Origin of the sequence: Cupriavidus sp. DF5525, from assembly GCF_040149425.2 — a bacterium.
GTDB classification, from domain to species: Bacteria; Pseudomonadota; Gammaproteobacteria; order Burkholderiales; family Burkholderiaceae; genus Cupriavidus; species Cupriavidus pickettii_A.
In genome coordinates this window covers 1,722,407-1,745,759 of sequence record NZ_CP168266.1, presented here as the reverse complement: position 1 = coordinate 1,745,759, position 23,353 = coordinate 1,722,407, and the positions used below count along the sequence as shown (strand labels likewise).

Genomic DNA, 23,353 nt, shown 5'->3' with positions numbered 1-23,353 from the left:
GTTTACAACCTTTCCTATCGAGATGTGGGTAAAGGCAAGCGCCTGCGGGAGAGGGGGCCCGCTTGCAGGATTTGTCAGCGTATCGCAATGCGCAAACCTTTCCCTCTGGCATGTATGCGCAAACGGGTGGGCTTATGCAGAAGCGACAGCCGTCACCTGCACCAGCGCCTCGACCGCCAACCCATACCCCTTCACCCCCAGCCCCGCCATCACCGCCCGCGCCACCGGCGAAATCCATGAATGGTGCCGGAACGCCTCGCGTGCGTGGATATTGGAGATGTGGTACTCCACCACCGGCACCGCCGCGCCCTTGATCGCATCATGCAGCGCAACCGACGTATGCGTCAGCGCTCCCGCATTCAGCACCACGCCGATCATTTCCCCTTGCGCGCACAGCCGCCCCGCTTCGTGGATCCAGTCGATCAGCTGGCCTTCATGGTTGGTCTGCCGGCATTGCGCCTCCAGCCCTAGCCGCTGCGCGGCTTCCTGGCAGATGCGCTCCACATCGGCCAGCGTTTCACTGCCATAGACTGCTGGCTCGCGGGTGCCGAGCAGGTTGAGGTTGGGCCCGTTGAGCACCAGTACTGTCTTCATCATGTCTCCTTGAATCGGCCGCGGCGCTGGCGCGGCCATCGCCGATAGCCTATCGTTAGTCCCTTCATCCAATCATCGACCGCCATGGAAACTCAGAATGCGCTGACGGCGAACAATGACCCGTTCCTGCGGGACCTGCGGCTGTTCTGCACGGTAGCGCGGCGCGCCAGCTTTATCGCTGCCGCCAACGAGACCGGCATCTCGCCGGCCCATGTGAGCAAGCGCATCGCCATGCTCGAAGCCATGCTCGGTGCCAGGCTGTTCCATCGCACCACGCGCCGCGTCAGCGTGACCGCCGAGGGCGAAAGCGCCTTTGCCTGGGCGCAGAAAATCCTGGAAGACGTCGACGGCATGCTCGAGGCCGTGGGTGCCACCGGTGGCGAGCCGCGCGGGCTGCTGCGCATCGCCACCAGCGTGCGGCTTGGGCGTCGGCATGTGGCGCCGGTGCTATCGCTGCTGCGGCAGCAGCATCCGGGGCTGGAGGCCTGGCTGGAACTGCTCGACCGCCGCGTCGACCTGATCGGCGAGAGCTTCGACCTGGACATCCGCGTGGGCGAGGTCGAGGAACCGCACCTGATCGCCAGCAGGATCGCCACGGGCAGCCGCGTGCTTTGCGCCGCGCCCGCCTACCTGGCGCGGCGCGGCACGCCGGAGCACCCGACCGAGTTGCCCCGGCACGACTGCCTGTTGCTGCGCGAACGCGACCAGGCCTTTGGCGTGTGGCGGCTGCAAGGGCCGGACGGGTGGGAGACGGTGAAAGTGACCGGGCCGATGGCTTCGAACCACAGCGATGTGACCCACCAGTGGGCACTGGAAGGCTTTGGCATCATCATGGCCTCGGTCTGGGACATGGCCGCCAGCGTGCGCGCCGGCGAACTGGTGCGCGTGCTGCCGGACTGGCGGCAGCCGGCCGATATCTGGGCCGTGACCAGCGCGCGGGCGTCGGCGTCAGTCCGGATGCGCGTGTGCCTCGAGTTCCTCAAGACGCAGTTGTCGCAAGGGCCGCACGCGCTGGCGACGAGCCTGGACTAAAGCACCCGCATGATCAGCAATGCGGTGTCCTGCAACACCTGCAGCACCCGGTCCAGCGCCTGCTGTGGCGTCTCGTCGCCGATCGGCATATTGACCGAGAGCGCGGCAATCACCTTGCCGTGGCGGTCGCGCAGCGGGACCGCGATGCCGCGCACGCCGGTCTGCAACTGCTGCTCGAGCATCGCATAGCCCTGCGCGCCGGCCTTGCGGATCTCTTCGAGCAGGCGCTCGTGCTGCAGGATGGTGTAAGGCGTGTAGGGCGCCAGCACGCAGCTTTCCAGCCATTCGCGCACCTGCTCCTCGGGGCGCGAGGCCAGCATCATCACCCCCGCCGAGCCCAGCGGCGCCGGCACCCGCGCCCCCAGCACGAAGCCGGTGCTCATCACGCGGCTGGTGCCGGTGCGGGCGATAAACACCAACTCCCAGCCATCGAGCACGCTCAGGTAGGCCGCCTCGCCGAGTTGCGCAGTGATCTGCTGCAGGAACGGCTGCACCGTGCGCGGCAGCCGCGCCGAATCGAAATACGACCAGCCCACCTTGAGCACGCGCGGCGTCAGGCTGAACAGCGTGCCGTCGCTGGTGGTGTAGCCGAGGTGCTCCAGCGTCAGCAGGTAGCGGCGCGCGGCGGTGCGCGTGAGCCCCGTCAGCTGCGCCGCCTGCGTGGGCGTGAGGCGCGGATGGTCGTTGTCGAAGGCCTCCAGGATGGCCAGGCCTTTTTCCAGCCCGGCGATCCAGTCGCGCCGGTTCAGCGGTTCCTTTTCCATGGTTAACCCGAGTTTCGCGCGAGTGATGATCGCAATGGAGCGATTGTCGCACGCCTGCGCGCGAATTGTGGTTGTTGACGGGCTGGCTGGCTCATAACCTTTGGGGCAACACCGTCACCTCGCTATCGCCATGACCGCAGTCCGCAGGCCCCTCCCGAAATCGATCGCCACCGTCTCCCTTTCCGGCACGCTGCCGGAAAAGCTCGAAGCCGCCGCGGCCGCTGGCTTCGACGGTGTGGAGATCTTCGAGAACGACCTGCTGCACTTCGACGGCTCGCCCGCCGAAGTGCGGCGCATGGCGGCCGACCTCGGCCTGCAGATCCTGCTCTACCAGCCGCTGCGCGACTTCGAGGCCATGCCCGGCGACGTGTTCGCACGCAATATGGCGCGCGCCGAACGCAAATTCGATGTGATGGAGCAGCTTGGCGCGGAGATGGTGCTGGTCTGCAGCACTGTGCAGGACGCGGCCATCGACGACCCGGCGCGTGCCGCCGCGGACCTGCGACGCATGGCCGAGGCCGCCGCCCGGCGCGGCCTGCGCGTGGGTTACGAAGCGCTTGCCTGGGGCCGCCACACGCGCCGCTGGCGGCAGGCGTGGGACATCGTGCAGCGCGCCGACCACCCAGCGCTCGGGCTGGTGCTCGACAGCTTCCATACGTTGTCGCTGGGCGATTCTCTGCAGGGCCTCGACGCCGTGCCGGCGGACAAGATCTTCTTTGTCCAGCTGGCCGACGCGCCGCGCCTGTCGATGGACGTGCTGTCATGGAGCCGCCATTACCGCAACTTCCCCGGCCAGGGCGACCTGCCGGTGACCGATTTCGCCCGCGCCGTGCTGCAGGCAGGCTATACCGGGCCGCTGTCGCTGGAGGTGTTCAACGACGACTTCCGCGCGGCGCCGGCGCGGCAGACCGCGCAAGACGGGCTGCGCTCGCTGATCTGGCTGGAGTCCGAGGCCGGCGGGGCGCCGCTGCCCGAGCCGCCGGTGTTCGGCGGCGTGGATTTCATCGAGTTCGCCGTCGACTACGTGGCCGGCCGCGAGCTTGCGCAACGGCTGGAATCGCTGGGGTTTGCCCACGCCGGCCGCCATCGCTCCAAGGCGGTCGACCTGTACCGCCAGGGCGGCATCAACCTGATCCTGAATGCTGAACAGGACAGTGCCGCCGCCGAGCATTTCCAGCTGCACGGGCCGTCGGTATGCGCCATTGGCCTGAAGGTGGACGACGCCCGCCGCGCCATCGCGCGCGCCCGTGCGCTGCTGTGCAAGGAATGGCGCGAGCCGGTCGGGCCCGATGAACGGGTGATCCCGGCGCTGCGCTCGCCCGACGGCATGCTGTTCCATTTGATCGACGACCGCGATGCCGACCGCAGCATCTACGAGAGCGACTTCCTGCTCGACCCGCCGGCAGAAGCCGTCCACCACGGCGCCGGGCTGTCCGCCATCGACCATCTCGCGCAGGCGCTGCCGGCGAACCGGCTCAACAGCTTCGTGCTGTTCTACCGCGCGGTGTTCGGCATGCAGCCCCAAGCCGTGCACGAGATCGCCGATCCGTATGGCCTGGTGAAGAGCCGCGCCATGGTCAGCCCCGGCCAGAAGGTGCGCATCCCGCTCAATGTGTCCGAGAGCGGCCGCACTGCCACCGGGCGCTTCGTGGCCGCTTACGCAGGTTCGGGCGTGCATCACATCGCCTTCCGCTCCGACCGTATCGAACCGACGCTGGAAGCGATCGACCGCCGCCGCGCCGCGATGCTGCATGTGCCGGACAACTACTACGATGACGTCGCCGCTCGGCTGGCGCTCGACGATGCGCTGCTAGGGCGCCTGCAACGCCTGGGCGTGCTCTATGACCGGGACGCGCAGGGCGAATTCCTGCATGCCTATACCGAGCCGTTCCACGAACGCTTCTTCTTCGAACTCGTGCAGCGCACTGGCTACCTCGGCTATGGCGCGGCCAACGCCGCGGTGCGCATGGCCGCGCAGGCGCAGCTGCGGCACGGCTGAGCGGCTAGGTCGCGCCGACTGGCCGCGCCGGCAGCGCACGTTCGCGCGCTGCCGCCACCGTGCCACCCACGCCGCTGGCGGCAATCAGTGCCACGCCGAGCACCGACCATGTATCTGGCAGGTAGGCAAACGCCAGCCAGCCGCCGACCATCGCAAAGGCAATCTGCAGGTAGAGATAGGGTGTCAGCAGACTGACCGGCGCGCGCGCATAGGCCAGCACCAGGAGCATGTGACCGGCGCTGCCGGCGAGCGCCATGCCCGCGAGCAGGCACCAGTGCCACACCGTGAGCTGCGAGGTCCAGCCGAACGGCAGCGCCACCGACAGCAGTACCGTGGCCACGCAGCCGGTATAAAAGTGCGTGGTGCCGGCGCCGTCGGCGCGGGTCAGTACGCTGGTGAGCAACTGGTAGACGGCATTGCACAGCACCGCGCCGAGCGGCAGCAGCATCGCCGGCTGCAGGCCTGCGTCCGGCCGGATCACCACCAGCGCGCCGGCAAATCCGGTCAGCAGGCACAGCCAGCGCATGGCCGACACGCGTTCGCCCAGCGTGGCCGCGGCGGCCAGCGCCATCACCAGCGGTGTCAGGCTGACCACGGCGGTGAACTCGCCCACGGGTAGCACCTGCAGGCTGAAGAACGCGCAGCCGCTGGACAGCACCATGGCCACCGCCCGCACCCCTTGCAGCAGCGGCCGGCGCGTGCGCAGCAGGGCCCGGCCGCGCGCCGGCAGCAACACCGCGCCGGTCAGCGCGGCCTGCACCAGGTAGCGCAGCCACAGTGCCATCACGACCGGCACCGCGGCGCCGGCGATCTTGGTCAGCGTGTCCAGTGCGGCGAAGCAAGCTACCGCCCCCACCATCAGCGCGATCCCTTGCAGCGCCCGGGCGCCCCCGACGGGCCTCACGCCGCAGGCCGGCAAGCTGCGCTTGCCACGGCCGTCCTCATCTGCACCATGTCACCGACCCACGTTGGCTTTGTCTCGATGTGCAGGGTACTGTCACGAGCGGGGGGAGATCACGGCAATGGGTGGAAAGTCAGAATTCGCTGGCAGCGAACAATCCGGGGAAGGCGATGGCCACGCTCAGTGAATGAAGCCGCCTTTGACGAAGCGCACCGGCTCGGCATCCATGCGCAGCAGCAGCGCGGTCAGGCCATCCGGGGCCGGCGCAACATTGCGCGGTGTGTTGGCCTCCGGGCCCGACACGCATACAAGGTCCGCATCGGACCATTGCCGGCCCGGTGCACCACGCGCACGCAGCCACCCGGCGCGGTCGGCCAGCAACTGGGTTCCCGCCAGCCGGGAGGGGGATGCCCCGGCGATCGATGCCACCGCCTGCCACGCAAGCGGCGACGTGGCCGTGCAGCCGGCGCGAAAGCGCGCTACCTCTGCGGGTGGCCGACCGTCCGGCGTGACCAGCACGGTCAGGAAGCGCGGATCCTCGTATGGCAGTGAGGCCGTGCCATCGACCGCCACCAGCCGCACGCGCTGGTCGCCGCGCCATTGCGACAGCGCCAGCGGCGCCTCGGTGCCGCAGCGGATCGCCATCTCCGGCAGCCGCAACGGAACCGGCCAGTTGCCATCGGCATCGCTGCCGGCCGACAGTGCCTTCATGTAGTCGATCACGGCCCAGGTCTCGCGCTCGCCCAGCTTGCCGCTGAACGCGGGCATGGTGAACTGGCCGTAGCGGTCACGCATCCCGGCGAGCACATGCCAGAACAGCTCGCCGTCGGCGCGACGCGCCAGCAGTGGGCTGGCCAGCGTCGGCGGCCACTGTGACAGGCTCGCGGCCAGCGGCCCCTCGCCGCGTCCGTCGGCGCCGTGGCAGCCGACGCAGTGTTGCGTGTAGACGCGCCCGCCGAGGGCGATGGCATCGACGGAGAAGCGGGTCGGACTGGCGTGGAAGCTGGTGGGCACTGCCGGGCCAAGCAGCAGCGATGCCTTGGGCCACGGCGCCACCATCAGCGCGAGGGCGGCAGCGGCCAGCAGCACGCCACGCCGGCGGTGCCAGGCCAGCGCAATGGCCACGGCCAGCACGGCGAAGGCCATGGCACATACGCTCAGGCCGACATGGCGTGCGAGGCCCAGGTCGATCAACAGCGTTTCGCCGGCCACGCGCTGCGCCCACGGCCACGCCGGCTGGCCGTGGCTGTCGCCGGTCAGGCCCAATGCGTGCCACAGCGACAGCAATCCAAGCTGAAACTTCTCGATCAGCACAAGCAGCGCGTTCAGCCATGCTTGCGGAGGCGGGCCGCTCATGATGCGGCCCGCGGGGTGGAACGTTGGGGCATTACCAGCTCGCGTCCAGTCCCAGGTGACGCAGCGCTTCGTGCCGCAGCCCGGTCAGCCGCGGGTCGCCGCGATGGCGCGGATAGGGCAGGTCGACCTTGATCTCGGCGGTGATGCGCGCCGGGCGCTGGCTGAAGATGATCACGCGCTGGGCCAGGAACAGCGCCTCTTCCACATCATGCGTGACCAGCAGCGCCGAGAAGCGCGAGCGTTGCCACAGTTCGACCAGGTCGCTCTGCATTGCCAGCCGTGTCAGCGAATCCAGCTTGCCCAGCGGTTCGTCCAGTACCAGCAGGCGCGGATCGTTGACCAGCGCGCGCGCCAGCGCCACGCGCTGCGCCATGCCGCCGGAGAGCTGGTGCGGGAAGGCGCGGGCGAAGGTCTCCAGCCCGACGCGGCGCAGCGCGTCATCGACGCGATGGCGCTCCTGCGCCAGGATGCCGCGCGCCTGCAGGCCAAGTGCGACGTTGTCCCAGACGCGGCGCCAGGGGTACAGCGTGGGGTCCTGGAACACGACGATGCGTGAGGGGTCGGGCTCGGTGATGGGCGTGCCGTCCTGCAGGATGTCGCCGGAGGAGGGTTGGTCGAGGCCGGCGACCAGGCGCAGCAGCGTGGATTTGCCGCAGCCGCTGGGGCCGAGCAGGGCGACGAATTCGCCGGGGGCGACGTTGAGGTCGACGTTGTCGAGGACTTGCAGCTGGTCGCTGCCGGTGCCGAACCAATGGCTGACTTTGTGGATATCGATACGTGCGCCCGTTAGAACTCCGGGCGTATCGCCTGCCGCCGCGTTAACTCCCTTCTCCCGCTCGCGGGAGAGGGAGGCCTTCTCCAGGCTGCCGTGGGGTCTCGATGCTTTCAACCGCTCAACCACACTCACCATTTCACCGTCCCCTTCTGCCACGACAACACCCGGTCCCGCGCCACGAACAACAGCGTGATCACACTGGAGAACAACAACGCCATCACAATCAGCGCCGCATACATATTCACGTACGAAGCCCAGCCCTGCGCCCACGTCAGGTACCAGCCCAGCCCCGACTTCACCCCCATCATCTCCGCCGTCACCAGCACAGAAAACGACGCGCCCAAGCCCATGAACAGTCCGACAAACACCTGGGGCAGCGCCGCCGGAATCGCCACCCGCAGCACCAGGAACCACCCGGAAGCGCCCAGTGTGCGCGCCACGTCGTAGTAGCTCTTGTTGACACCGGCCACGCCCGACCACGTCAGCACAGCGACCGGAAACGCCGTAGCCAGCGCGATCAGGAATACCGCGGCCGAATAGCTCGACGGAAAGAAGTAGAACGTCAGCGGCAGCAGCGCGGTCGAAGGCAACGGCCCCAGCACCCGCAGCACCGGATGCACCCAGTACCCGATCCGCCGCGACCAACCGATCGACACCCCAACGAGGAAGCCGGCCAGCCCGCCATACGCCACGCCCAGTCCCAGCAGCTTGAGCGTATTGAGCACACTGTCGCCCAACCGCCGCCAGTCGTCGGTATAGACTTCGATCAGCGCCTGTGGCGGCGCAAAGAAGGGTGTAGGCAGGATCGCGGTCTTGGCGGTCAGGATCTCCCACGCCGCCAGCACCACCGGCACTGCGACCAGCCACGGACCGGCGGTGCGCAACGCGGCCAACGCGCGTTGCGCCGCACGGAAACGCTGCCCGAAGATCGCGACCAGCGTGAGAAGCGCGGCACCGGCCAGTGCCGCAATACCCAGTTCCTCCGTATAGGCCCAGTCGCTGAAGCCGACCATCTGGTTCGGCCATTGCCACGTCAGCGCGCCGAACGCGGCCCACGCCAGGGCCGCGACGACGCCCGTGGCCCAGACCGGGCTGGTACCAGGAACGGTGGCGATGGCAGGTGCGGCAGGCTCGCGCGCGAGCCCCGCATCGAGTGCAGCTTGGCTTGTCGTCATCGCATTACCCCAGGACATTGGCGTAGACATGCTGCGCCAGGCGTTTGGCATCTGTGGTCTTCTTCAGCACGCCGATGCGGCGGAAATCGTCGGCGTAGAACGCGATCTCGTCGCGCAGGTCGATGCCGGTCGGGTGGTGGGTATAGGTCAGCGTCGCGTACAGCTTGCGCAGGTCGTCCGGGTTGATCTTGGGCGAGTACTTGGCGAAGACCTTGGCGGCTTCGTTGGGGTTCTCGTTGACGTAGTCGGTCGCCTGCACGATCGCGCGCGCCAGCGACGTCGCCGCCGGGCGGTCGTTGCGCACCAGCTCGCCGCGCGCGCCGATCACGCAGCAGACCTTGCGCGCGTACTCGCCGGTGAGGTTGGTGGCCAGTTCGACGTAGGCGCCGTTGGTGCGCTTCTCCAGCAGGTAGAGGTTGGGATCGCCGTCGGCGATGGCCTGGATCTCGCCCTTGTCCACGGCAACGCCCAGCAGGTCGGCCGGGTACTGCCGCCAGGTGATGTCCTTGTCCGGGTCGATGCCGTTCTTGGCCAGCAGGATGGTGAAGAAGTGCTGCCCGGCGCCGCCAGGTCGCTGACGCCGACGGTCTTGCCCTTGAGCTGCTGCAGGTTGGTCACGCCCGCCGCCTTCGATCCCACCAGCCGCACGCAGCCGCCGTGCGAGCTGCCGATGATCTTGACGTCGAAGCCGGCTTCGAGCGGCTTGAGCCAGCGGTGGATCATGCCGACCGCGGCATCGGCCTTGCCGGTGGCGATCGATTCCAGCAACTGGTCGGTCGAGCCGCTGTAGTTGATCAGGTCGACCTGCAGGCCGTTCTTCTCGAAGAAGCCCTTCTCCTGCGCCACTACGATCGGCGTCAGGCAGAACGAGTTCTGGTTCCAGGCGAAGGTCAGCTTGCGTGGCGCCGACCAGGCCTGGCGGCCGAGGATCAGCGATGGCGCGGCAATCGCCGCGGCGCCGGCAACGCGCAGCACGTCGCGGCGGCGCGGATTGGCGGTGGTGTTCTGGCTCATGGTGAAACTCCCCGTTTTCGTTGTTGGTGTGAGGCGTCAGTCCAGCAGGTCGGGCTCGGCGTCGACCAGGCCGGCATACAGGCTTTCAAAGGCGTGCAGCGAGCCCTCGTTGCCCCCGACTTGCGAATGCGTATGGCGCGCGGTGGCCACGTCGATGGGCTGCGGCGTGCCGGCGGCTTCGGCCAGCAGCTGCGTGTGCGCGGCGTTCTCCAGCGCGATGTACCACCACGCTGCGGCCTCCACGGTCGGGCCGGCGGTCAGGATGCCGTGGTTCTTCAGGATCGCGTCTTTGTAGGTCTCGTCATTGCCCTTATCGAGCGCGCGCGCGATGCGTTGGCCTTCGCTGTCGTCCACCACCATGCCGGTGAAGTCATCGAACAGCGCGTGATGCTCGAAGAACGAGCATGAGTCCTGCGTCAACGGGTCGAGCTTGCGGCCCAGCGTCGACCACGCTTTGCCGTAAGTCGAATGCGTATGCGCCGCCGCGACGATATGCGGATGCGCCTCATGGATCGCGGCATGAATCGCAAAGGCGGCCTTGTTCAGCGGCCGGTTTCCGATCACGGTTTCTCCGCGCGCGTTGACCAGGAGCAGGTCAGACACGCGGATGCGCGAGAAATGCACGCCCAGCGGATTGACCCAGAAATGGTCGGTCAGCTCCGGATCGCGCGCGGTGATATGGCCAGCCAGCCCGAGATCGAAGCCCTGCCGGGCAAAGAGGCGGAAGGCGCCGGCCAGGCGTTCCTGGCGATGGCGGCGCTCGGCCTCGATGGTTGGGCGCGGCGGCACCGGTTCGAACCAGAACTTCTGCTGCGGCTGCGGGTTCAGCTTCAGCGCGGTGGGGCGCTGGATGGGGACGACGGCGTTCATGATTGTTGTTATCCGGGGCGTTCGGGGTCAGGCGGCCTTGCGTTCGGCCTGGCCTGCGGCGTCGTGCTGCGCCACCAGTTCGCGCACGCGCGGGATCAGTTCGCGGCCGTAGTCGATGGCGTCTTCCAGCGGATCGAAGCCGCGGATCAGGAAGGTGGTCACGCCCAGCTCGTAGTACGCCAGCAGCGCCTGTGCCACCTGTTCGGGCGTGCCGACCAGGCCGGTGGAGTTGGAGCGCCCGCCGGTCTCGCGCGCGATGGCGGTCCACAGCCGCTGGTCGACGCGGTCGCCCTTGTCGGCAGCAGCCAGCAGGCGCCGCGCACCTTCGCTCTGCTGCGGGCCGCCACGGCTGTAGCCCGCCTGCACGCGCAGCGCGCGGGTGCGCTCCAGGATGCTGTCGGCGCGGGCCCAGGCTTTCTCTTCGGTCTCCGCCAGCACCGGGCGGAACGACACCGAGAAGCGTACCTCGCGCCCATGCTTCGCGGCCTCGGCGCGCACGCGCGTGGTCAGCTCGCGCACCTGGTCGAGCGATTCGCCCCACAGCGCGTAGACGTCGGCATGCTTGCCGGCCACGGTGAGCGCCGCATCGGAGGCACCGCCGAAGTAGATGGGCACGTGCGGCTGCTGTGCGGGCTTGACTTCGGAGAAGCCCTGCGTAAAGCGGTAGAACTGGCCTTCATGATCGAACGGCGCGGTCTCGGTCCAGATGCGACGCAGGATCTGCAGGTACTCATCGGTGCGCGCATAGCGCTGGTCATGGTCGAGGTAGTCGCCGTCGCGCTGCTGCTCGCTGTCGGAGCCGCCGGAGATGAAATGGACCCCGAGCCGGCCGCCGCTGAACTGGTCGAGCGTGGCGATCTGGCGCGCGGCCAGTGTCGGCGCGGTAAAGCCGGGGCGGTGCGCCAGCATGAAGTGGATGCGCTCGGTCACGCTGGCGGCGTAGGCGATGGTCAGCGTGGCCGACGGGCCGGTGGAGTGGTGCGGCACCAGGATGCGGTCGAAGCCAGCCTGCTCATGCGCCTGCGCAAAGGCACGCACGTAGTCGCGGTTGATCACGGGACCCGCTGGCGGATGGATCTCGGACTGCTTCTGGCTCTGGATCATGCCGATGAAATCGACGCTCATGCGGGTGCTCCTGTATCGGTGATGGCGGCAGCGTGGCTGCTCGGATGGTTTTGGGCTGAGGAAGAAAGTACGACAGCCGCGCCGCGCCACTAACGAATAAAAACGACGGACCATATTCAATAAGCGTCGTTTCCGGAACCCGGGGCCGGCGGTACGCTATGCGGCATTCTTGGCGATGCCGTCCGCAGCGGCAGGCGTCGGCCGTCATCCTTCCCGGAGCGTTTCCCATGTCTTTGACGTCTTCCCTGCGCCGGCTGCCCAGCAGCGACGCGCGCCTTGGCGACGTGCTGGCCGAGCTGTCCGCGCGCTTTGCCGCCGGCGCCGGCGCGCATGATGCGGCCGCCAGCTTTCCGCACGACAACTTCGCGCAATTGCACGCGCATGGCCTGACCGCACAGGTGGTGCCGTGCACGCACGGCGGCGGCGGGGCAGGGCTGGCGCAGGCGCGCCGTATCGTGGCCGCGGTGGCGGGCGGCGAGCCGGCCACCGCGCTGGTGCTGACCATGACCTACCTGCAGCACCGCGCCATTGCCCGCGCCGACTCGCACTGGTCAGCGACCGTGCGCGACCAGGTGTTTGCCAGTGCCGTGCAGGACGGTGCGCTGATCAACGCGCTGCGCGTTGAGCCGGAGCTGGGCTCGCCCGCGCGCGGCGGGCTGCCGGGTACCATCGCCACGCGCGTCGCGGATGGCTGGCGCATCAGCGGGCGCAAGCTCTACAGCACCGGCATCCCGGCGCTGCGCTGGCTGGCGGTGTGGGCGCGTACGGACGATCCCGAGCCGCGCGTCGGTGTGTTCCTGGTGCCCGGACCGGCCTCGGGCATCGCGGGCGTGCGCATCGTCGAGAACTGGAACCACCTCGGCCTGCGCGCCTCAGGCAGCCACGAGACCGTGCTCGACAATGTGTGGATTCCACCCGATCACGCCGTCGATATCCGCCCGCCGTCGGCCTGGGTGCCGGCCGGCGCGAGCCAGGCCGACATCGACGCCAACGCCGACCAGCAGGCGTGGATGGTGGTGCTGCTCGGCAGCCTCTACGACGCCGTGGCGCGGGCCGCCGACGCGTGGGTCCGCACCTTCGTGCGCGAGCGTGCTCCCGGCAGCCTGGGCGCGCCACTGGCCACGCTGCCGCGCGTGCAGGAAGCCATCGGCGAGATCGCGGCGCTCCTGCGGACCAACGCCGTGCTGCTCGACGACGCCGCCGCGCGCACCGACGCGGGCGAGCCGCCGTCGCCTGCCGACAGCGGCCTGCTGAAGTTCACCGTGACCGGCAACGCGATCCGCGCGGTGGAACTGGCGTTGCAGCTGTCTGGCAACCACGGCCTGAGCCGCAACAACCCGCTCGAGCGCCACTACCGCGACGTGCTGTGCAGCCGTATCCATACGCCGCAGAACGACGCCATCCTGGGCGCCGCCGGGCGTGCGCAGCTCGGCCTGTAGGCACGCGCCCCGCCGTGCCGTGCTATGTTTGCAGGACCAGCGCCCCGCAGAGGGCCGCGCGGCCGGCGCCCGGCGCGCCGGCAAACCAGAAAGAGACACTCCGGAGTGATTCCCATGGGCAATTCCATCAACCCCGATGCGCCAAATGCACTGGCGCCGCTGCGCGACTTCGTCACCGCGTTGTCCGCGCTGCTCGACCAGCATCCCGACGAGCCCCGCATCCTGCGCGAGGGCGGGGCGCTGCTGGCAAAGCTGGTGGCGCGCGACGACTGGCTGCCCGACACCTGGGCCCAGCCGCATCCCGAGTACTACCAGCAGCACCTGCTGCATTGCGATTCCGCCGAACGCTTCTCCGTCGTCAGCTTTGTCTGGGGTCCGGGGCAGCGCACGCCGATCCATGATCACACCGTGTGGGGGCTGATCGGCATGCTGCGCGGTGCCGAGGACTCGCAACCGTTTGTGCTCGATGCCGCCGGCAGGCCCGTGCCGCAGGGCGACGCGGTACGCTTGCTGCCCGGCCAGGTAGAAGCCGTTTCGCCCACGGTCGGCGATATCCATCGCGTCAACAACGTTCATGACGACCGCGTCTCGGTCAGCATCCACGTCTACGGCGGCAATATCGGCGCGGTACGCCGCTCGGTCTATGCCGAGGACGGCACGCGCAAGCCTTTTGTCTCCGGCTATTCCAACCAGACCCTGCCCAACCTGTGGGACCGCTCCCGCGAACTTGCCCAGTCATGACCAACAACAACGCTGACTTTCCGACTTATTCGCGCGAGGACGTGCGCAAGGCCCTGCTCGACGGCGAGGAGATCGCGCTGATCGACGTGCGCGAGGAGGACCCCTTCGCGCAGGAACATCCGCTGTGGGCGGCCAATTTCCCGCTGTCGAAGCTTGAGCTTGAAGCAAGGTCGCGCATCCCGCGCCGCGACACGCTGGTCGTCGTCTACGGCGAATACGCCGGCGAAGACCTGGCGCCGCGCGCGGCAGCCGTGCTGCGCGAGCTGGGCTATACGCGCGTGCATGTGCTCGAAGGCGGGCTGCGCGCATGGATCGCTGGCGGTGGTGAGGTTTTCCGCGACGTCAACGTGCCCAGCAAGTCGTTCGGCGAGGTGGTGGAGGCCAAGCGCCATACGCCGTCGCTGGCGGCCGAGGAAGTGCAAGCGCTGATCGACAGCAAGGCCGACGTGGTGATCGTCGACGCGCGCCGCTTCGACGAATACCAGACCATGAGCATCCCCACCGCCACCAGCGTGCCGGGCGCCGAGCTGGTGCTGCGCGTGCGCGAGCTGGCGCCCGATCCGCGCACGCGGGTGATCGTCAATTGTGCCGGGCGCACGCGCAGCATCATCGGCACGCAGTCGCTGGTCAATGCCGGCATCCCCAACCCGGTCGCCGCGCTGCGCAACGGCACCATCGGCTGGACCCTGGCCGGGCAGCAACTGGACCACGGCGCCGGCCGCCGTGCGCCCGCCGCAGTCAGCGACGCCAACCGTGACAGCGCCCGCCGCGGCGCGCGCGAGATCGCGGACCGCGCCGGCGTGCGCCGCATCGCGCTGGGCGAGCTTGACTCGCTGCAGCAAGCAGGCCGCACGCTGTACCGCTTCGATGTGCGCACGCCCGAGGAATTCGCCGAGGGCCACCTGCCAGGCTTCGTCAACGCGCCGGGCGGCCAGCTGGTGCAGGAAACCGACCACAACGCCCCGGTGCGCGGCGCGCGCATCGTGCTGGCCGACGACGATGACGTGCGCGCCAATATGACCGGGTCGTGGCTGGCGCAGATGGGATGGGACGTCTGGGTCGTGGAGCCGGTGGACGCCGCGGCGCGCAGCGAGACGGGCGCGGTCGCCGCGCCGGTGCCTGCTTCAGCGCCGGTGCCATCGGTGACGCCCGCGGAACTGGCTGCATGGATCGATGCGAAGGATGGCAGCACCGCCGTGCTCGACTTCACCGCGAGCGCCAACTACGTCAAGCGCCATATTCCCGGGGCGTACTTCGTCATTCGCGCGCAGCTGGCTGAGGCGTTGCCGCGCATCCCGCAGCCGCGCCGCTATGTGCTGACCTGCGGCTCCAGTCTGCTGGCACGCTTCGCGGCCGCCGACCTGCGGCGCCTGACCGATGCGGAGGTCTTGGTGCTGAAAGGCGGCACGCAGTCGTGGATCGCCGCGGGCCTGCCGCTGGAGAGCGGCGAAACGCGGCTGGCGTCGGAACGCACCGACCGCTACCGCCGGCCTTATGAGGGCACCGACAGCCCGCGTGAGGCGATGCAGGGCTATCTCGACTGGGAGTTCGGCCTGATCGCGCAACTGGAGCGCGACGGCACGCACGGCTTCCGGGTGGCGTAGGGCGATCTCACTTCGGGCGGCGCGTCCCGGCGCCGCCCACTCCCTGGCCCGGATCGAGGCCAAGCTCCGCGCACAGCCAGGTGACGAAGGTTGCCACCTTGGGCAGGTGCGCTTCATTCTGCCGGTAGCAGAGGAAGTGCGTTTCCCGCGCGACCGGGCGGAACTCGCTTTCGCCCACCGGCACCAGGTCGCCGCGCGCCAGGTCGCGCTCGGCCAGGCGGATGCTCTCCAGTGCCACGCCCATGCCGTCCACGGCGGCAGAAATCGCCAGCGCGCCACGGTCGAATGACGCGCGCGGGCGCGTCGGGCACACCATGCCGTTGGCATCGAACCAGTCCGGCCACGTCACCCTGCTCAGTTGGGAATCGATCAGCGGCAGCGCCTGCATCTGCTCGCGCGCGGGCGCATCGCTATCGAGCAGGCGCGGCGAACACAACGGCAGGATCCGCTCCTTGCCCAGCGGCGTCACGATCACGCCCGCGCGCGCCTGCGCCGTGCCGTAGGTGATGGCCAGGTCGATCTCGCGCGCCAGCGTCATGTCGATCGGCTCGGCCCCCGAGGACAAGCGGATGGTGATGTCGGGATGCTGCTGCATGAAGGCCGGCAGCCGCGGCCCCAGCCACTTCACCGCAAAGCTGGGTGCGCTGTAGACGGCCAGCACCTGCGCCTGTGGTGCCAGCACGACCTCGTTGCACGCGGCCTCGATCACGTCGAACACGCGCGACAGGCTTTCCAGCAGGCGCTGTCCTTCCGGCGTCGGCTCGACCCGCCGGTTGCGCCGCACGAACAGCTTGCGGCCGAAGTAATCCTCCAGCTCGCGCACCTGGTGGCTGATCGCCGATTGCGTCAGGTGCAGCTCGTTCGCCGCCAGCGTAAAGCTCTCCAGCCTGGCCGCCGCCTCAAACGCGCGCAGCAGCACGAAGTTCGGTACACGCCTCATGGGATTGCCCCGCCGTTGTAATTCATGAATGTGGTTCATGCTTCCATGAACACCCATCGTTTGTCAACGCATCGGCGCGGCGCGACTATGCCTCCACGCAGTTTTCCATTCGATCCCAACAAGGAGCAAATCATGGCGGCAGTACTCGAACGCACCCCGCAGGTGTTCAACGATGAGGAACGCGTTTCCATCTATCAGCCCGAACAGCGTGGCCTGATCTTCCCGTCGATCCCGAAATTCTCCTCGTTCGCCGAGGAGCGCCAGTACTGCAAGGAGCGGCTGGTGGCGGCATGCCGCGCCTTTGCGCTGGAAGGCTATGACTACGGCTTCGCCGGCCACCTGACGGTGCGCGACCCGGAGCATCCGGAGCTGTACTGGACCAACCCGATGGCGGTCCATTTTGCGCAGGTGAAGGTGTCGAACCTGATCTGCGCCGATCACGAAGGCAAGGTGGTGGAAGGCCGTCATGCGATCAACCGCGCCGGCTTCGTGCTGCATGCCGCCGTGCATGAGATGCACCAGGACATCGTCGCCATGTGCCACGCACACACGGAATATGGCACCGCGTTCGCAGCGCTGGGCAAGCCGATCGAGCCGATCACGCAGGACGCGGCCGCCTTCTTCGAAGACCACGTAGTGATCGGCGACGAGGCCGGCAAGGTCGCGGTCGAAGTCAAAGGCGGCCACAAGGTCGCCAACGCGTTCAAAGGCGTCAAGGCGGCGATCCACCAGAACCACGGCCTGCTGACCGCGAGCCGGCACAGCATCGAGTCGGCCGCGTTCTGGTTCATGGCACTGGAGCGCTGCTGCAAGCAGCAGCTGATGGTGGAGGCGACCGGCATCACCCCGCGCCTGGTTTCGCCGGATCGCGCGCGCTACAGCCGCGAGCACGTCGGCAGCGACTACATCGGCTGGCTGCACTTCCAGCCGATCTGGGACCACCTCGCCGCCACCCAGCCTGACATGTTCGACTGAGCGGGCGCACGCCCGCCTGTCGCGGCCGCCACGCGCAGTGGCACGGCGGCCGCCGATGCAGCCCACCGCAACGATCTCGCAACGACAGCGATGACGCCCCCAGGAGACACCCATGCAATCCCCCAGCGCAACCGCGGCGCCGTTTGCCGCCACCGAATCGGAAACCTATACCCGGGTCATGTGGCGGCTACTGCCGTTCCTGTTCCTGTGCTACCTGTGCGCCTACCTTGACCGCATCAACGTGGGCTACGCCAAGCTGCAGATGATGCAGGACCTTGGCCTGAGCGACGCCGTCTATGGCCTGGGCGCCGGCATCTTCTTCGTCGGCTACCTGCTGTTCGAAGTGCCCAGCAACCTGATCCTGCTGAAGGTCGGCGCGCGCCGCTGGATCGCCCGCATCATGGTGACGTGGGGCCTGATCTCCGCCGCCATGCTGTTCGTGAGCACGCCGACCAGCTTCTACATCATGCGTTTCCTGCTGGGCGTGGCCGAGGCTGGCTTTATCCCGGCGATCCTGCTGTACCTGACGTACTGGTTTCCGGCGTCGCGGCGCAGCAAGGTGACGGCGCTGTTCCTCACCGGCATCCCGATGTCGGGCGTGGTCGGCGGGCCGCTGTCGGGCTGGATCATGAGCGCGATGCACGGCGTGCACGGCTGGGCGGGGTGGCAGTGGCTGTTCTTGCTGGAAGGCATTCCGACGGTGCTGGTGGGCGTGATCGCGTACTTCTACCTGGACGACAAGGTGGCCGACGCCAAGTGGCTGACTGCCCAGCAACGCACCATGATCGAGACCAACCTCGCAGCGGAGAACCGCGGCCATGCGCTGCATTCCGTGCGCGACGGCCTGACCAACCCGCGCATCCTGCTGCTCAGCGTGATCTATTTCTTCTTCACCATGGGGTTGTATGGCGTCAGCTTCTGGCTGCCGACCATCGTCAAGGCCAGCGGCGTTTCCGATCCGCTCGACATCGGGTTGCTATCGGCGATTCCGTATGCCGCGGCCACGGTGTCGATGATCCTGGTAGGCCAGCGCTCCGATGCGCGAGGGGAGCGGCGCTGGCACCTGGCCGTGCCGGGTGTGCTGGGAGCACTGGGCCTTTGCCTGAGCGTGGCCTATGCCAGCAACACGGCGCTGGCAATGCTGGCGCTGACCATCGGCACCATGGGCATCATGACCACCATCTCGCAGTTCTGGACCCTGCCGCCGGCGATCCTGGGCGGTGCGGCCGCCGCAGCCGGCATCGCGCTGGCCAATTCGGTCGGCAGCATCTCGGGCGTGATCAGTCCCTACCTGATCGGCTGGGTGCAGTCGAGCACGGGCACTACCGGCAACGGCGTGCTGGTGCTGGCGGCGAGCCTGGTGATCGGCGGGATGCTGGTGTTCACGGTGCCGGCGCGGCTGGTCAACAGCGGCGCGCGCAAGGACTGACGATGGGCTGCCGCTGCAACCTCAGGGCGCGCTCAGGCGATCTGGCGCGTCTCGCCCAGGAACTCACCGAGGCGGCGGGTCAGGTTCTCGCGCGCGCGGGTGGTGTGCAGGTCGGTCAGCTCGGCGGCGCGCGCAGCGTCGCCGGCGGCGATGGCCTCGGCAATCGCCTCGTGCTCGTCCCAGATCGTCTCACGCTGCGCCGCCGACGATTGCAGCACGGCGCCCATGGCGCGGCGCAGGTGGACCCAGTACAGCTCCGCGCTGCGCGCCAGCAGCGGGTTGCCGGCGGCCTCGTAGATGGCGTGGTGAAAGGCCATGTCGGCATCCATCATCGCCTTCACGTCCTTGCCGCGCGAGGCGCGGCGGCCCTGCGCGATCAGTGCCGGATCGACCTGGTAGCGCCGCGCCGCGGCCAAGCGTGCGGCGAGCGCGTCCAGCGCGCCGCGGACCTCGTAGAGGTGGCCAATCGAGGCCGCATCCAGCGGGGTCACCAGCACGCCGCGGCCGGGCGCGTCCTGCACGAAGCCGTCTTTCTTCAGCAGCCGCAGCGCCTGCAGCACCGGCGAGCGCGAGACCTGCATCTGGTCCGCGATTTCCTCCTGCGTCAGGCGCGTGCCGGGGGCCAGGGTGCCGTCGCTGATGGCGTCGAGCAGCATCTTGTACACCTCGTCGACGTAGTCGGGGCGGGCCTGGATCTTGGGAAGAGTGGGTGTCATGGTCGGCTTTCTGCACTTTGTATTCAGACTACACGCGGCGCTCGGCGCCCGTCAATGCAAAGCCACCCGGGGTGAGAGCCGTTTTACAGAGTACGAAAAGGAGTGAATGACTATGCACGTGTATTACGACAAGGACGCTGACCTCGCGCTGATCCGCGCGCGCAAGGTGGCGGTGATCGGCTACGGCTCACAGGGGCATGCCCACGCGCTGAACCTCAGGGACAGCGGCATCGATGTAGTGGTGGGTCTGCGCGAAGGCGGCGACTCATGGCGCAAGGCCGCCGCCGCGGGACTGCAGGTGGCGACGATGGCGGAGGCGGCGGCGCAGGCGGACATCGTCATGCTGCTGATCCCGGACGAGACCATCGGCCAGGTCTACCGCGAGTCGGTGGCGCCGGTGATGCGTGCCGGCGCGGTGCTGGCCTTCGCCCACGGCTTCAATATCCACTACGGACAGGTGGTGCCGCGCGAGGACCTCGACGTGATCATGATCGCGCCGAAGGCGCCGGGGCATACGGTGCGTTCGACTTACGCGCAGGGCGGCGGCGTGCCGGCACTGGTCGCGGTGGCGCAGGACCGGTCGGGCATGGCGGGCGATATCGCGCTGGCCTACGCATCGGCCATCGGCTGCGGACGTTCCGGCGTGATCGAGACCGATTTCGGCGAAGAGACCGAGACCGACCTGTTCGGCGAGCAGGCCGTGCTGTGCGGCGGCACCGTCGAACTGATCAAGGCCGGCTTCGATACCCTGGTGGAAGCGGGCTACGCGCCGGAAATGGCGTACTTCGAATGCCTGCACGAGCTGAAGCTGATCGTCGACCTGATCTACGAGGGCGGCATCGGCACCATGAACTACGGCATTTCCAACAACGCCGAGTTCGGCGAGTACCTGACGGGGCCGCTCATCGTCACCGACCAGACCCGCGCCGCGATGCGCGAGGTGCTGCAAGGGATACAGTCCGGCGACTATGCCCGGCAGTTCATCCTGGAAAGCCAGGCGGGCGCACCGACGCTGCAGTCGCGCCGGCGGCTGACCGCCGCGCATCCGATCGAAACCGTTGGCGCCCGCCTGCGCGCCATGATGCCGTGGATCGGGCAGGGCGCGCTGGTCGACCGCGAACGCAACTGAGGAGGCGAGCAAGAATCGGGTAAACCTTTACTTACATCGCCGCTTTCCGCGCCTAATCTCTGTATACAGAGTTCAGAATTCGGTAGCCGGTAATGAAACCGGCATCCCCCATCCTCGCAGGAGACAAGTCATGACCCAGACATCCGACAAGCTCGAATCGCCCCGCACCGCCGGCGGCAACGCCGTCGTCAAGAAACTGATCCCCTTCGGCGGGTACTACGCCAACCGCGTGCCCGCCCACGACCCCGAACTGACTGAAACCGGCCCCGGCACGCCGATGGGCGAATACATGCGCCGCTTCTGGCACCCGGTGTGCATGTCGCTGGAACTGACCGACACCCCGCGCTTCATGAAGATCCTCGGCGAAGAGCTGGTCGCCTTCCGCGACGGCAGCGGCCGCGTGGGTGTGCTGCATGCGCATTGCTGCCATCGCGGCGCATCGCTCGAATATGGGGCGATCCAGGAGCGCGGCATCAAGTGCTGCTACCACGGCATGGTGTTCGACGTGGACGGCGCCTGCCTGCATGTGCCCTTCCCCAAGGGCGAGGAGAAGGAAGCCGAGAAATACGCCTGCTCGATCCGGCAGGGTGCGTACAAGGCGTTCGAGCGCAATGGGCTGGTGTTCGCCTACATGGGCCCGCCCGACGAAGAGCCGCCCTTCCCGGAGTGGGAGTCGGACTTCACGGTGCTGCCGGGCGACGAACTGGTGCCGTACAGCAACTTCCAGCACTGCAACTGGCTCCAGGTCCAGGACAATGCCGCCGACAACTTCCACCCGACCGCGCTGCATGCGGCAAAGAATGTCGTGGGCGGCAACTACCAGGGCACCACCTTCGATGAAGTGGGCGCCGCGTCGATGGAGGTCGCGCCCGACATGCAGTTCATCCCTGTGCACCAGGGCCGCGGGCTGGCGTGCGCCGGCGCGCGCCGCGTCGACAAGGACAAGCTGTTCCTGCGCGTGCAGCACCAGGTGCTGCCGAACCTGAGCCTGCATGCCTACACCTCGGAGGACGGCTCGAAGAAAAAGCTGTTCAGCCGCTTCCACATCATCCGCTGGACCGTGCCGGTGGACGACGAGAACAGCAAGATGATCGGCTGGCGCGTGATGGGCCCCGGCATCGACACGCGTGGCGTGGGCGACAAGAGCCTGGTCGGCTATGAAACCATCGACTTCCTGGAAGGGCAGGTGGCCATGCGCCGTCCGGAACGGTTCGGCCAGTACAAGCTGGAGGACCTGCCGCCGATCCCGTCGAACCACCGCGAGCGGCACGACTACAAGGCCGCGCAATACGCGCCGGGCGACTACGAGGCCATCATCAGCCAGCGCCCGATCGCCGTGCATGCGCTGGAAAACCCGACCAAGTTCGATGCCGGCCTCTTTGCCTTCCGCAAGATGCTGCGCGACGCGGTGCGCGGCACCAACCCGTCATCCGAGGCGCGCGGGTTTGCCGACTGGCTGCGCGCGGCCAGCGGCGAGCCCAACAGCTTCTGCTCCGGCAACGTGTTCGAGATCCCGGAAGCCGGGACGGTCGAACAGGAAGTGGCCAACCGCCGCCGCGTGGCGCGCGAGGTGGTGGCCATCCTGGCGGAGTCCGATGGCCTGAAGGGCGACGAGCGCGCCGACTTTGTCCGCGCCAGGTTCGAGGCGCTGGAACAGAGCTTCCGCGCCTGACGCGGTTCGCCTGAATGGAGCGGGCGGCGCTGCCATGCGCGCCGCCGTCCGCGCCGATGCTTGCAGTCAAGGAATCCGAAATGAGCACCACCACTGAACACGGCGCCGGCCCGATGGAACTGCTGGTCCGGCAAATCCGCGCCGAAGCCGCCGGCATCAATGCCTATGAACTGGTCGAGCCCGACGGGCGGCCGCTGCCGCCGTTCACGGCGGGCGCGCATATCGACGTGCATGTCGCGCCCGGGCTGGTGCGGCAATACTCGCTGTGCAATGATCCGGCCGAGCGCCACCGCTATGTCATCGCCGTGCTGCGCGACGAGGGCGGGCGCGGCGGCTCGCGCACGGTGCATGAACGCATCCGCGTGCGCGACCGTGTCGCGGTCAGCGCGCCGCGGAATCACTTTGCGTTGGTGGGCGGGGCGCGTAAGGTGGTCCTGCTGGCGGGCGGCATCGGCGTGACGCCGCTCAAGGCGATGGCGCACAGCCTGCGGGCGGCGGGCGCCGATTTTGAACTGCATTACTGTGCCAAGGCGCCGGAGTGTGCCGCCTTCCCGGACGAGTTGTCGACGCTGGGCGGCCATGTCCACTATCACTTCGACGGCGGCAATCCGGCCAACGGGCTGGATATCGCCGGCATGCTGGCGCGGCCGGCGGCCGACACGCACCTCTACTACTGTGGTCCGGGTGGGTTCATGAAGGCCTGCGGCGAGGCCTCGGCGCACTGGCCGGCCGGTACGGTCCATTGCGAGCACTTCAAGGCGCCGGCTGCGCCGGCGAGCGCGGGCGGCGTTGCGGACGCCGGAGGCTTTATCGCGCAGATCGCCAGCACCGGCCAGGAAGTCAGCGTTGGCGCAGCCCAGAACCTGGCCGAGGCGCTGCAGGCCGCGGGCGTGGCGCTCGAGACGTCGTGCCAGTCAGGGCTTTGCGGGACTTGCAAGGTGCGTTACCTGAGTGGCGAGGTGGACCACCATGATTACATCCTCGATGAGGCAGAACGGCAGTCGTGCCTGACGCCGTGCGTGTCGCGCGCACGCAGCGAGCGGCTGGTGCTGGATCTTTGAACTGGCAGGAGGGAGAAAACCATGCGCGATGATCGGATGCTG

20 protein-coding genes and 1 pseudogene are annotated in these 23,353 nt (G+C 68.2%); 10 read left to right on the top strand and 11 right to left on the bottom strand.

Annotated elements, in window-relative coordinates; translation table 11 throughout:
- Nucleotides 1–132: 132 nt before the first annotated feature.
- The gene (gene aroQ, locus ABNX08_RS29175) at nucleotides 133–594 is read right to left on the bottom strand and encodes a type II 3-dehydroquinate dehydratase (protein ID WP_022539196.1); all 462 of its coding nucleotides are present in this window, start codon (nucleotides 592–594) and stop codon (nucleotides 133–135) included.
- An 84-nt stretch (nucleotides 595–678) separates the two neighbouring features.
- Here aroQ and ABNX08_RS29170 point away from each other — a divergent pair, with 84 nt between their 5' ends.
- The gene (locus ABNX08_RS29170) at nucleotides 679–1,626 is read left to right on the top strand and encodes a LysR family transcriptional regulator (protein ID WP_349607820.1); all 948 of its coding nucleotides are present in this window, start codon (nucleotides 679–681) and stop codon (nucleotides 1,624–1,626) included.
- Here the strand turns inward: ABNX08_RS29170 and ABNX08_RS29165 are convergent.
- Nucleotides 1,623–2,390, bottom strand: coding sequence for an IclR family transcriptional regulator C-terminal domain-containing protein (locus tag ABNX08_RS29165; protein ID WP_022539194.1), 768 nt, complete (start codon nucleotides 2,388–2,390; stop codon nucleotides 1,623–1,625). The genes ABNX08_RS29170 and ABNX08_RS29165 overlap by 4 nt on opposite strands.
- Before the next feature lie 130 nt (nucleotides 2,391–2,520).
- Here ABNX08_RS29165 and ABNX08_RS29160 point away from each other — a divergent pair, with 130 nt between their 5' ends.
- Nucleotides 2,521–4,389 (top strand): bifunctional sugar phosphate isomerase/epimerase/4-hydroxyphenylpyruvate dioxygenase family protein, encoded by a 1,869-nt coding sequence (locus ABNX08_RS29160; protein ID WP_022539193.1) that lies wholly within the window; start codon nucleotides 2,521–2,523, stop codon nucleotides 4,387–4,389.
- 4 nt (nucleotides 4,390–4,393) lie between these two features.
- On the opposite strand, the gene ABNX08_RS29155 is transcribed toward ABNX08_RS29160, so the two are convergent.
- The 7 genes and pseudogenes from ABNX08_RS29155 to ABNX08_RS29125 all read right to left on the bottom strand — a co-directional run bounded on the left by ABNX08_RS29155 (nucleotide 4,394) and on the right by ABNX08_RS29125 (nucleotide 11,605).
- Complete coding sequence (locus ABNX08_RS29155) at nucleotides 4,394–5,293, bottom strand: EamA family transporter (RefSeq protein ID WP_041682172.1); 900 nt, start codon at nucleotides 5,291–5,293, stop codon at nucleotides 4,394–4,396.
- Nucleotides 5,294–5,470: 177 nt separating this feature from the next.
- Entirely contained in the window at nucleotides 5,471–6,646 is a 1,176-nt protein-coding gene (locus ABNX08_RS29150; RefSeq protein WP_022539191.1) for a cytochrome c, read from the bottom strand.
- Nucleotides 6,647–6,677: 31 nt separating this feature from the next.
- Entirely contained in the window at nucleotides 6,678–7,556 is an 879-nt protein-coding gene (locus tag ABNX08_RS29145; RefSeq protein WP_022539190.1) for an ABC transporter ATP-binding protein, read from the bottom strand.
- The gene (locus ABNX08_RS29140; protein ID WP_022539189.1) at nucleotides 7,550–8,596 is read right to left on the bottom strand and encodes an ABC transporter permease; all 1,047 of its coding nucleotides are present in this window, start codon (nucleotides 8,594–8,596) and stop codon (nucleotides 7,550–7,552) included. The genes ABNX08_RS29145 and ABNX08_RS29140 overlap by 7 nt, the downstream gene beginning before the upstream one ends.
- Before the next feature lie 4 nt (nucleotides 8,597–8,600).
- Nucleotides 8,601–9,610 (bottom strand): annotated as a pseudogene (locus ABNX08_RS29135) (ABC transporter substrate-binding protein).
- A gap of 36 nt (nucleotides 9,611–9,646) precedes the next feature.
- The gene (locus tag ABNX08_RS29130; RefSeq protein WP_022539187.1) at nucleotides 9,647–10,480 is read right to left on the bottom strand and encodes a class II aldolase/adducin family protein; all 834 of its coding nucleotides are present in this window, start codon (nucleotides 10,478–10,480) and stop codon (nucleotides 9,647–9,649) included.
- Nucleotides 10,481–10,507: 27 nt separating this feature from the next.
- Complete coding sequence (locus tag ABNX08_RS29125; protein ID WP_022539186.1) at nucleotides 10,508–11,605, bottom strand: LLM class flavin-dependent oxidoreductase; 1,098 nt, start codon at nucleotides 11,603–11,605, stop codon at nucleotides 10,508–10,510.
- Nucleotides 11,606–11,832: 227 nt separating this feature from the next.
- Here ABNX08_RS29125 and ABNX08_RS29120 point away from each other — a divergent pair, with 227 nt between their 5' ends.
- The 3 genes from ABNX08_RS29120 (at nucleotide 11,833) to ABNX08_RS29110 (ending at nucleotide 15,389) form a co-directional block, all read left to right on the top strand.
- Entirely contained in the window at nucleotides 11,833–13,044 is a 1,212-nt protein-coding gene (locus ABNX08_RS29120; RefSeq protein ID WP_022539185.1) for an acyl-CoA dehydrogenase family protein, read from the top strand.
- A 114-nt stretch (nucleotides 13,045–13,158) separates the two neighbouring features.
- Nucleotides 13,159–13,785: a cysteine dioxygenase gene (locus ABNX08_RS29115; RefSeq protein ID WP_041681827.1), complete on the top strand. Its 627-nt coding sequence runs from the start codon at nucleotides 13,159–13,161 to the stop codon at nucleotides 13,783–13,785.
- The gene (locus ABNX08_RS29110) at nucleotides 13,782–15,389 is read left to right on the top strand and encodes a rhodanese-related sulfurtransferase (RefSeq protein ID WP_022539183.1); all 1,608 of its coding nucleotides are present in this window, start codon (nucleotides 13,782–13,784) and stop codon (nucleotides 15,387–15,389) included. Before ABNX08_RS29115 ends, ABNX08_RS29110 begins: the two co-directional genes overlap by 4 nt.
- 7 nt (nucleotides 15,390–15,396) lie before the next feature.
- Here ABNX08_RS29110 and ABNX08_RS29105 read toward each other — a convergent pair whose 3' ends face one another.
- Complete coding sequence (locus ABNX08_RS29105) at nucleotides 15,397–16,329, bottom strand: LysR substrate-binding domain-containing protein (protein ID WP_022539182.1); 933 nt, start codon at nucleotides 16,327–16,329, stop codon at nucleotides 15,397–15,399.
- A gap of 132 nt (nucleotides 16,330–16,461) precedes the next feature.
- On the opposite strand from ABNX08_RS29105, the gene ABNX08_RS29100 reads away from it, so the two are divergent.
- Entirely contained in the window at nucleotides 16,462–17,304 is an 843-nt protein-coding gene (locus ABNX08_RS29100; RefSeq protein ID WP_022539181.1) for a class II aldolase/adducin family protein, read from the top strand.
- Nucleotides 17,305–17,416: 112 nt separating this feature from the next.
- Nucleotides 17,417–18,733, top strand: a complete 1,317-nt coding sequence (locus ABNX08_RS29095; RefSeq protein ID WP_022539180.1) for an MFS transporter — start codon at nucleotides 17,417–17,419, stop codon at nucleotides 18,731–18,733.
- 32 nt (nucleotides 18,734–18,765) lie between these two features.
- On the opposite strand, the gene ABNX08_RS29090 is transcribed toward ABNX08_RS29095, so the two are convergent.
- A complete protein-coding gene (locus tag ABNX08_RS29090) occupies nucleotides 18,766–19,449 on the bottom strand; it encodes a GntR family transcriptional regulator (RefSeq protein ID WP_022539179.1) in 684 nt (227 codons plus the stop codon).
- 112 nt (nucleotides 19,450–19,561) lie between these two features.
- Here ABNX08_RS29090 and ilvC point away from each other — a divergent pair, with 112 nt between their 5' ends.
- From ilvC to ABNX08_RS29075, 3 genes are all read left to right on the top strand, one after another.
- A complete protein-coding gene (gene ilvC, locus ABNX08_RS29085; protein WP_022539178.1) occupies nucleotides 19,562–20,578 on the top strand; it encodes a ketol-acid reductoisomerase in 1,017 nt (338 codons plus the stop codon).
- Nucleotides 20,579–20,708: 130 nt separating this feature from the next.
- Nucleotides 20,709–22,250, top strand: a complete 1,542-nt coding sequence (locus ABNX08_RS29080) for a Rieske 2Fe-2S domain-containing protein (RefSeq protein WP_022539177.1) — start codon at nucleotides 20,709–20,711, stop codon at nucleotides 22,248–22,250.
- An 80-nt stretch (nucleotides 22,251–22,330) separates the two neighbouring features.
- On the top strand, nucleotides 22,331–23,311 hold the full coding sequence (locus ABNX08_RS29075) for a PDR/VanB family oxidoreductase (RefSeq protein WP_041682171.1): 981 nt from the start codon (nucleotides 22,331–22,333) through the stop codon (nucleotides 23,309–23,311).
- The last annotated feature ends 42 nt before the right edge of the window (nucleotides 23,312–23,353 follow it).